The 5,011-nt window shown below is 71.8% G+C and carries 6 protein-coding genes; 5 read left to right on the forward strand and 1 reads right to left on the reverse strand.

Annotated features, from left to right (window positions below; genetic code table 11):
* Positions 1 to 41: 41 nt before the first annotated feature.
* The 5 genes from dgoD to SCI24_RS20855 are packed head-to-tail and all read left to right on the forward strand — an operon-like array spanning position 42 to position 4,471.
* On the forward strand, positions 42 to 1,154 hold the full coding sequence (gene dgoD, locus SCI24_RS20835) for a galactonate dehydratase (protein WP_318727199.1): 1,113 nt from the start codon (positions 42 to 44) through the stop codon (positions 1,152 to 1,154).
* 30 nt (positions 1,155 to 1,184) lie between these two features.
* Positions 1,185 to 1,955, forward strand: a complete 771-nt coding sequence (locus tag SCI24_RS20840; RefSeq protein WP_318727194.1) for an SDR family oxidoreductase — start codon at positions 1,185 to 1,187, stop codon at positions 1,953 to 1,955.
* A complete protein-coding gene (locus SCI24_RS20845) occupies positions 1,952 to 2,947 on the forward strand; it encodes a 2-dehydro-3-deoxygalactonokinase (protein WP_318727195.1) in 996 nt (331 codons plus the stop codon). Before SCI24_RS20840 ends, SCI24_RS20845 begins: the two co-directional genes overlap by 4 nt.
* A 22-nt stretch (positions 2,948 to 2,969) precedes the next feature.
* A complete protein-coding gene (locus SCI24_RS20850) occupies positions 2,970 to 3,584 on the forward strand; it encodes a 2-dehydro-3-deoxy-6-phosphogalactonate aldolase (protein ID WP_318727196.1) in 615 nt (204 codons plus the stop codon).
* Entirely contained in the window at positions 3,581 to 4,471 is an 891-nt protein-coding gene (locus SCI24_RS20855; RefSeq protein WP_318727197.1) for an SMP-30/gluconolactonase/LRE family protein, read from the forward strand. The genes SCI24_RS20850 and SCI24_RS20855 overlap by 4 nt, the downstream gene beginning before the upstream one ends.
* A 7-nt stretch (positions 4,472 to 4,478) precedes the next feature.
* On the opposite strand, the gene SCI24_RS20860 is transcribed toward SCI24_RS20855, so the two are convergent.
* Positions 4,479 to 5,011: GntR family transcriptional regulator (locus SCI24_RS20860; protein WP_318727198.1), on the reverse strand; the 533-nt coding region annotated here is incomplete at its 5' end.

The raw sequence follows: 5,011 nt of genomic DNA on the forward strand, positions 1-5,011 counted from the left end.
GGGCGAACGTGCGCTTCGAGCCGGGCACGTATCGCTTCTACGTGCTGGCCGATGACGGCGTGCAGTTGTTCGCCGGAGAGCGCGCTACCTGGGGCGAGCCGGTCATCGAGGGCCGCGCCGCCACCGTCGAGGCGGCCGTCCATGAGCTCGCCGACTACCTGGTCGGCCAGGACCCGCACCGCATCGAGCACCTGTGGAATACCCTCTATCGCGCCGGCTTCTATCGCGGCGGCCCGATCCTGATGAGCGCCATCGCCGGCATCGACCAGGCGCTATGGGACCTCAAGGGCCGCGACCTGGGCGTGCCGGTGCACCAGCTGCTGGGCGGCGCGGTGCGCGACCGGATGCGCATGTACGCCTGGACCGGCGGCGACCGCCCCGATGACGTCGGTGCCGGCGCACGGGCGCTGGTCGAGCAGGGCTTCACCGCCTTCAAGATGAACGGCACCCCGGAGCTGCAGATCGTCGACAGCCACCGCAAGGTCGACGAGGCGGTGGCCCGGGTGGCGGAGGCCCGCGACGCCGTGGGACCCGACGTGGGCATCGGCATCGACTTCCATGGCCGGGTGCATCGCCCCATGGCCAAGGCGCTGCTGCGCGAACTGGAACCCTTCCACCCGATGTTCGTCGAGGAGCCGGTGGCCCCCGAGCACCTGCCCTGCCTCAAGCAGATCGCCGGCGGCCTGGGCTATCCACTGGCCACCGGCGAGCGCCTGCACACCCGCTTCGAGTTCCGCGACCTGCTCGCCGACGGCATGATCGACATCGTCCAACCCGACCTCTCCCACTGCGGCGGCATCAGCGAGGGGCTGAAGATCGCCGCCCTGGCCTCGGCCCATGACGTGGCGCTCGCCCCGCACTGCCCGCTCGGCCCGCTCACGCTTGCCACCTCGCTGCAGCTCGATGCGGTATGCCACAACGCCTTCATCCAGGAGCAGAGCATGGGCATCCACTACAACCGCGACAACGACGTGCTCGACTACCTGGTCGACAAGTCGGCATTGGCCATCGAGGAGGGCTTCTGCGCCATTCCCCAGGGGCCGGGGCTCGGGGTGGAGATCGACGAGGCCTTCGTCGAAGAACGCGCGCAGGTCGGCCACCGCTGGCGCAACCCGGTGTGGACGCATGAGGACGGTTCCATCGCCGAGTGGTAGGGCGAAAGGAGTAAAAGTGAGGAGAACGACATGAGTTTCAACTTTCACGATCTGACCTTCGGCGACCTGAAGGGTCAGAGCGTCTTTATCACCGGCGGCGGCTCGGGGATCGGTGCTGCGCTGACCGAGGGCTTCCTGGCCCAGGGCGCCAGGGTGGCCTTCGTCGGCCTCAGTGACGCCGGCGAGTTCTGCGATGCCATGGAGGCGAAGTACGCCAACCGGCCACTGTTCATCGAGTGCGACATCCGCGACGTGGCGGCGCTCAAGGCCGCCGTCGCACAGGCCCGCGAGGCCCATGGCCCGATCGGCGTGCTGGTCAACAACGCCGCCCGGGACACCCGCCACTCGCTGGAGGAGTGGAGCGTCGACGAGTGGGACGACGCCATCGCCACCAACCTGCGCCCGCAGTTCTTCACCGCGCAAGAGGTTGCGCCGGACATGCGTAAGCTGGGCGGCGGCGCCATCATCAACCTGTCGTCCAACAGCGTTCACCTGGGCCTGTCCGGCTACCCGACCTATGTCACCGCCAAGGCCGGCATCCTGGGCCTGACCCGGGCGCTGGCCCGGGAACTCGGGCCCGATGCCATCCGCGTCAACTGCCTGATCCCCGGCTGGGTGATGACCGAGCGCCAGAAGGCGCTGTGGGTCAACGACGCCGACCTCGAGGAGTGCCTGGCGCAGCAGTGCCTCAAGGAGGCGATCCCGGTGGAGGACATGATCGGCCCCTGCCTGTTCCTGGCATCAAAAGCGTCGAGGATGATGACCGGCCAGGAGCTGATCGTCGACGGGGGCCGGGCATGAGCCAGGCTAAGGGGATCGTCGAGCGCCTCGCCTGGGTCGCCGTGGACTGGGGCTCGAGCAACCTGCGCGCCTGGGCCATGACGGACGACGGACAGGTGCTGGCCCGCGCCGGCTCGGACCGCGGCATGCTGGCGCTGACGCCCGACGACTACGAGGCCACCCTGCTGGCGACGATCGGCGACTGGCTGACCGACGACGGCCGCGTGCCGGTGCGGGTCTGCGGCATGGCGGGTGCCCGCCAGGGCTGGCGGGAGGCCGCCTACCTGCCGGTGCCGACACGGCTCGACGACCTGGCCCGGGGGGCGGTCAGGCCCGCCGTCGAGGATTCGCGCCTGGACGTCGCGCTGCTGCCGGGCCTCTGCCAGCACCCCGATGACGCCGGCCGCCGCTTCGATGTGATGCGCGGCGAGGAGACCCAGCTCGCCGGCCTGGCCGCCCGGGAAGGTGAGGTCTCCGGGCCCGTCTGCCTGCCCGGCACTCATGCCAAGTGGGCCCGCCTCGAGGCGGGGGCGGTCACGCGCTTCGCCACCTTCCTCACCGGCGAGCTCTATGGCCTGCTGGCCGGGCAGTCGGTGCTCCGGCACTCCCTGAACCACGGGCCGGGCGAGGACGTCCTGGCCAAGCCCGGCTGCCGCGAGGCCTTCGTGGCGGCGGTGCAGGAGGTGGCGGCCGCCCCCGAGACCTTCTCCACCCGGCTGTTCGGCCTGCGCGCCCAGGACCTGCTGGACAGCGGCCTGCCGACGGGCCAGGCACGCGGCGAGCGACTGGCGGCCCGCCTCTCGGGCCTGGTGATCGGCCTGGAGCTGGCCGGCGCCCGGTCGGTGCTGACCGAGGGCGAGCGCGTCACCCTGGTCGGCGCCGAGACGCTCGCTGCCCGCTATGCCCTGGCCCTGGAGGCGCTGGGCATCGGCTGCCGTTGCGTCGATGGCGAGGCCGCCACGCTGGCCGGCCTCGGCCTGGCCCATGCCACTCTCGCCAGCCCCCGAACCTGAACTCGAATGGAGCGCCACCCCCATGTCCCTTCCCCTGATCGGCATCCTGCGCGGCATCTCCCCCGACGAGGCCGTCGAGGTCGGCGAGGCGCTGCTCGCCGCCGGCATCGAGCGCATCGAGGTGCCCCTCAACTCCCCCGACCCGCTGGAGAGCATCCGCCGGCTCGCCGAGGCCCTGGGTGACCGGGCCCTGATCGGCGCCGGCACCGTGCTGACCCCGGGCCAGGTGCGCGACGTCTTCGCCGCCGGCGGACGTCTGGTCGTCTCCCCCAACTGCCGCACGGCGGTGATCGAGGAGAGCCGCCACCTGGTCATGGAATCCTGGCCCGGCGTGGTGACCCCGTCCGAGGCCTTCGACGCCCTGGACGCCGGGGCCTCCGGGCTGAAGCTGTTCCCGGCGGTACAGGTCGGCATCGAGGGCATGAGGGCCATGCGTGCCGTGCTGCCGCCGGGCACCCGACTCTTCGCCGTGGGGGGCATTGGCGTGGGCAACTTCGCCGACTGGCGGGCCGGCGGCATCGATGGCGCTGGCCTGGGCAGCGCGCTCTACACTCCGGGCCTCACCGCCGGCGAGGTGGGCGAACGGGCCAGGTCGCTGGTCGCCGCCTGGCGCGCGGCCGATGGGGACGCCTCATGAGCGGCCCCATGCGCGGCCCCATGGCCAGGGTGGCGGTCGCCTGCGGCTGCGAACTGGGCGAGGGGCCCCAATGGCAGGCCGCCAGCCGGCGCTTGTATTGGTGCGATATCCTGGGCCGCCGGCTGCACTGGCTGGAACCGGCCTCCGGCGCCACCGGGCATCATGAGCTCGACCGGATGGTCTCGCTGGCCGCCCCGCTCGAGGACGGCGGCCTGCTGCTGGTGGGCGAGGATCGTCTCGTTCGCTTCGATCCGCAAGGCGGACACGCCAGGACGTTCTGTGACTTCGAGGCCGACAATCCGTCCACACGCAGCAACGACGCTCGGGTCGACCGCCACGGCAGCCTCTGGCTCTCCAGCATGGGGAAGGGTGCCGAACCCGGTGCCGGCAGCCTCTACCGCCTCCATCGCGGCGAGCTCACCCGACTGCGCACGGACCTGACCATTCCCAACGCGATCTGCTTCTCCCCCGGCGGCGAGGCCGCCTGGTTCACCGATACCCCGAGCGGGGTCGTGATGCGCTGGGCGCTGGACCGCGAGGGCTGGCCCCTGGGCGAACCGGCCCCCTGGGCCGACGTCTCGGCGCAGCCGGGCAACCCCGACGGGGCCGTGGTCGATGCCGAGGGGCACCTGTGGCTCGCGCTGTGGGGCGCCGGCCGGTTGGTACGCCTGGACCCGAAGGGCCGCGAGGTGGACGCCATCTCGCTGCCGACCTCGCAGCCCTCCTGCCCCGCCTTCGGCGGGGAGCGCCTCGAGCGGCTCTACATCACCACCGCCCGGGAAGGCATGGATGAGGCCCGGTGTCGCAATGAACCCGATGCCGGCCACCTCTTCGTCGCCGACCCCGGGGTGGCGGGCCTCGCCGAGCCGGCGCTGCGTCTGGCCTGACACGGCCTCAGTCGGAGAAGATCCGGTGGAGGTCCGGGACCTCCGCCGCCTCCTCGACGATGGAGAGGGAGGCCTCGATGGCCTTGAGGTGGCGGCTCATGAAGGCCTGGGCGCGCTCCCCGTTGCCGGCCTCCAGGTGGCCGATCAGGTCGTCGTGGTCGTGGGACTCGCAGCCCAGGTGGCCGGGGTTGCCATAGACGGCGAGGATCAGCGAGGAGCGCGAGCAGAGCCGCTCGACGAAGTCGGCCAGGGTGGCATTGCCGGAGATGCGCGCCAGGCGGGTGTGGAAGTCCGCCGAGAGCCGGATCGCCGTGCTCTGCTCGCCGGATTTCAAGGCTTGGCGCTCGCGCCGGGCCATGTCGCGGAGCTCGCGCAGGTCCTCCTCGGTGATGCGCCGGGCGACCTCCGGCATCAGGCCGCACTCGACCATCTGGCGGGCGTCGAACACGTCCTTGGCCTCGTCGGCCGTGGGCCGGGTCACGCTGGCCCCGCGGCGCGGCGTCAGCGTGACCAGCTGCTCCAGGGCCAGGCGCTGGAGGA

The sequence above is a fragment of the Halomonas sp. genome (assembly GCF_033549285.1).
In the GTDB taxonomy this organism is placed as follows: Bacteria; Pseudomonadota; Gammaproteobacteria; order Pseudomonadales; family Halomonadaceae; genus Halomonas.

Bases quoted from the DNA above. Each gene is read 5' to 3' on its own strand.
- SCI24_RS20840 (WP_318727194.1), top strand. From the start codon at position 1,185: ATGAGTTTCAACTTTCACGATCTGACCTTCGGCGACCTGAAGGGTCAG.
- SCI24_RS20845 (WP_318727195.1), top strand. From the start codon at position 1,952: ATGAGCCAGGCTAAGGGGATCGTCGAGCGCCTCGCCTGGGTCGCCGTG.
- SCI24_RS20850 (WP_318727196.1), top strand. From the start codon at position 2,970: ATGTCCCTTCCCCTGATCGGCATCCTGCGCGGCATCTCCCCCGACGAG.
- SCI24_RS20855 (WP_318727197.1), top strand. From the start codon at position 3,581: ATGAGCGGCCCCATGCGCGGCCCCATGGCCAGGGTGGCGGTCGCCTGC.